Here is a 2,668-nt window from a genome sequence, read left to right on the forward strand (position 1 = left end):
TCACTGGCTTTTTGGGCAGTGGTAAAACCACTCTTTTGAACTATATTTTGAGCAATCAACAGGGTCTCAAAACCGCCGTGTTGGTGAACGAATTTGGTGAAATTGGCATTGATAATGAATTGGTCATTGCCAGTGACGAAAACATGGTGGAATTGAGCAATGGTTGTGTCTGTTGCACCATTAACGAGGATTTAATTGAAGCGGTTTACAAAGTTCTAGAGCGGGAACAGAAAATTGATTATTTGGTGGTAGAAACCACCGGATTAGCGGATCCATTGCCCGTGGCTTTGACCTTTTTGGGCACTGAACTGCGGGACATGACCAGGCTGGATTCCATTGTCACCATGGTGGACTGCGAAAATTTCAGCTTAGATTTATTCAACAGCCAGGCCGCCCAAAGTCAGATTACCTACGGGGACATTATCGTTCTCAATAAAACCGATTTAGTGGATGAAGCGGAGGTGGATGCCCTGGAAGTGCGCCTGCGGGATCTAAAAACGGGGGCGAGAATTTTACGGAGCAAAAAAGCTGAAGTGCCCCTACCCCTCATTCTCAGCGTCGGTCTGTTTGAATCGGATAAGTATGCCCCTGAAGACCACGACCATAGCCATGATCATGACCATGATTGTGCCCCCGATTGTCAGGATCCCAGCCATGACCATAGTCATCACGGCCACGATCATCATCACCATGACCACGGCCATGGGAAAAAGTACAGCAGTGACCACTTAGAAATGGATGGTTTTACCTCCCTTTCTTTCCGCAGTGACCAGCCTTTTTCCATCCGTAAGTTCCAGTATTTTCTCGATAACCAATTGACCCCCAACATTTTCCGCGCTAAGGGGATTCTTTGGTTTAACGAAAGTCCGAAACGACATATTTTTCACCTTAGTGGCAAACGTTTTAGCCTCGAAGATGACCAATGGAACGGGGAAAAGTCCAATCAATTGGTGCTGATTGGCCAAAACCTAGACCACGACAAAATTCGCGAACAAATTAATCACTGTCTAAGTTTACCGTCGGAGAATAAGGGCAAAGGTTTTGGCAAGGGTTAACTGCAACCCCAGAATGATTCTTCTACCTTGTGACCCGTGATCAATTTTTCTACCTACCGCCGCGTTTTAGGTCTATTTTGGCAAACGGCGATCGCCGCTGAGTTGGAGTATCGCCTTAACTTTGTCATTGCCAGCGTGGGCAGTGTGGTGAATTTGGGAGGCAGTTTATTCAGCCTGTTCTTGTTCTATCGCACTGGTTATAGCTTTGCGGGCTGGAATTGGCAATCGGCCCTGGTGGTGCTGGGAATGTTCACCATTCTCCAGGGGTTAGCGGCCACCCTCTTTATTCCCAACCTGAACCGCATTGTCCGTTACGTGGAGCAAGGCACCCTAGATTTTGTGCTGTTGAAACCGATCAGCAGTCAGTTTTGGCTTTCCCTCCGGCAACTGTCTCCCTGGGGCGTACCGGATATTTGTTTTGGGCTGGGGCTAATTATCTATGCCGGGGTAACCTTAAATCTCCAAGGCGAGGATTTACTGCTGGGGGCTATGCTCCTTGGGTTGGGGGGCATTATCCTCTACAGCATCTGGTTTATGCTGGGGGCCACTAGCATTTGGTTTGTCAAAATTTATAATGTCACTGAAGTATTGAAGGGATTTCTTGAAGCTGGCCGTTATCCCATGGTGGCCTATCCCGCCATTTACCGCATCTTTTTCACTTTTGTTATTCCCATCGCCTTTTTGACCACTGTGCCTGCAGAGGCTATGTTGGGTCGCCTAGAACCGATTTGGCTACTGGCAACAGCCGGATTGGCGATCGCCTTGTTGGCCCTTTCCCATTATTTTTGGCAGTTTGCCCTGCGGTTTTACACCAGTGCTTCCAGCTAATTCCCCTGTGAGTTCAAACAAACTTAATATGACGACTGAGAGAGCAAAGTTTGAATTCCCCCACAGAGGAGAAAACCAAACCTTTGCCCTGGCCAAAACAACTACCACTACCCCTAAGACAACTTAGGATTAAACCTAAAATCAAACTAGGGTTGTAGCTTGTTAGTTTGATGATCAATGACATATTTAAGGAGTAACAAACCCCCGTAAATTGTCAGAATGTATGCCGATGCCACTAACAATATCTTCAAAACCATAGTGTCCCTCAAAAACATTAACTATTGTGATTAATTTGGTTGTCATGATCTGCCATCCCACCCAAGACCAACTCCGAGGGAAGCACATTTCTTTGGTTCCTGACCCGGGGGCAATGTTTCGAGGACTCCGTAATCCTTCTCCCTTGCTCAACACCCTGGAATCAATGTTATTTTTCTCTAGAATCTCCCACTGTCCCGATCGCCAGGGGCGCAGATATAGTACTAATGAGTACGATTCCACGCATAAAAACCGGGGATTAGACAAAACCTAGACCCTGGAGAGCTCTTTGTAATTGATTGCAAATCCTTACCCTTAGCCTAACACAGCCAGCCCGAGTCCGGGGATCTTTTTTTGCTCCGGCATCAAAGCAAAAGTAGAACAAAATTTAGTCAAGGGCAGCGATCGCCCCAAAAACCCAGAATCGACATTTTTAGTTCACGAAAGGTTATCTTAAAATAAGCGTCAAGATATGTAAACTTTCGTAAACACATCTGCCAAGTTTGGCCAGCCGATGATCTCCACTACCT

The 2,668-nt window shown here is 46.6% G+C and carries 2 protein-coding genes; both read left to right on the forward strand.

Annotated features, from left to right (window positions below; all coding sequences use genetic code 11):
* A partial coding sequence (locus IQ219_RS18805) for a GTP-binding protein (protein WP_194073622.1) occupies positions 1-1,055 on the forward strand: 1,055 nt, incomplete at its 5' end.
* Between the two features lie 135 nt (positions 1,056-1,190).
* A complete protein-coding gene (locus tag IQ219_RS18810; RefSeq protein ID WP_190598455.1) occupies positions 1,191-1,883 on the forward strand; it encodes an ABC transporter permease in 693 nt (230 codons plus the stop codon).
* Positions 1,884-2,668: the final 785 nt, after the last annotated feature.

It is taken from the genome of Synechocystis sp. LEGE 06083, from assembly GCF_015207725.1.
Taxonomy (GTDB): Bacteria; Cyanobacteriota; Cyanobacteriia; order Cyanobacteriales; family Microcystaceae; genus Synechocystis; species Synechocystis salina.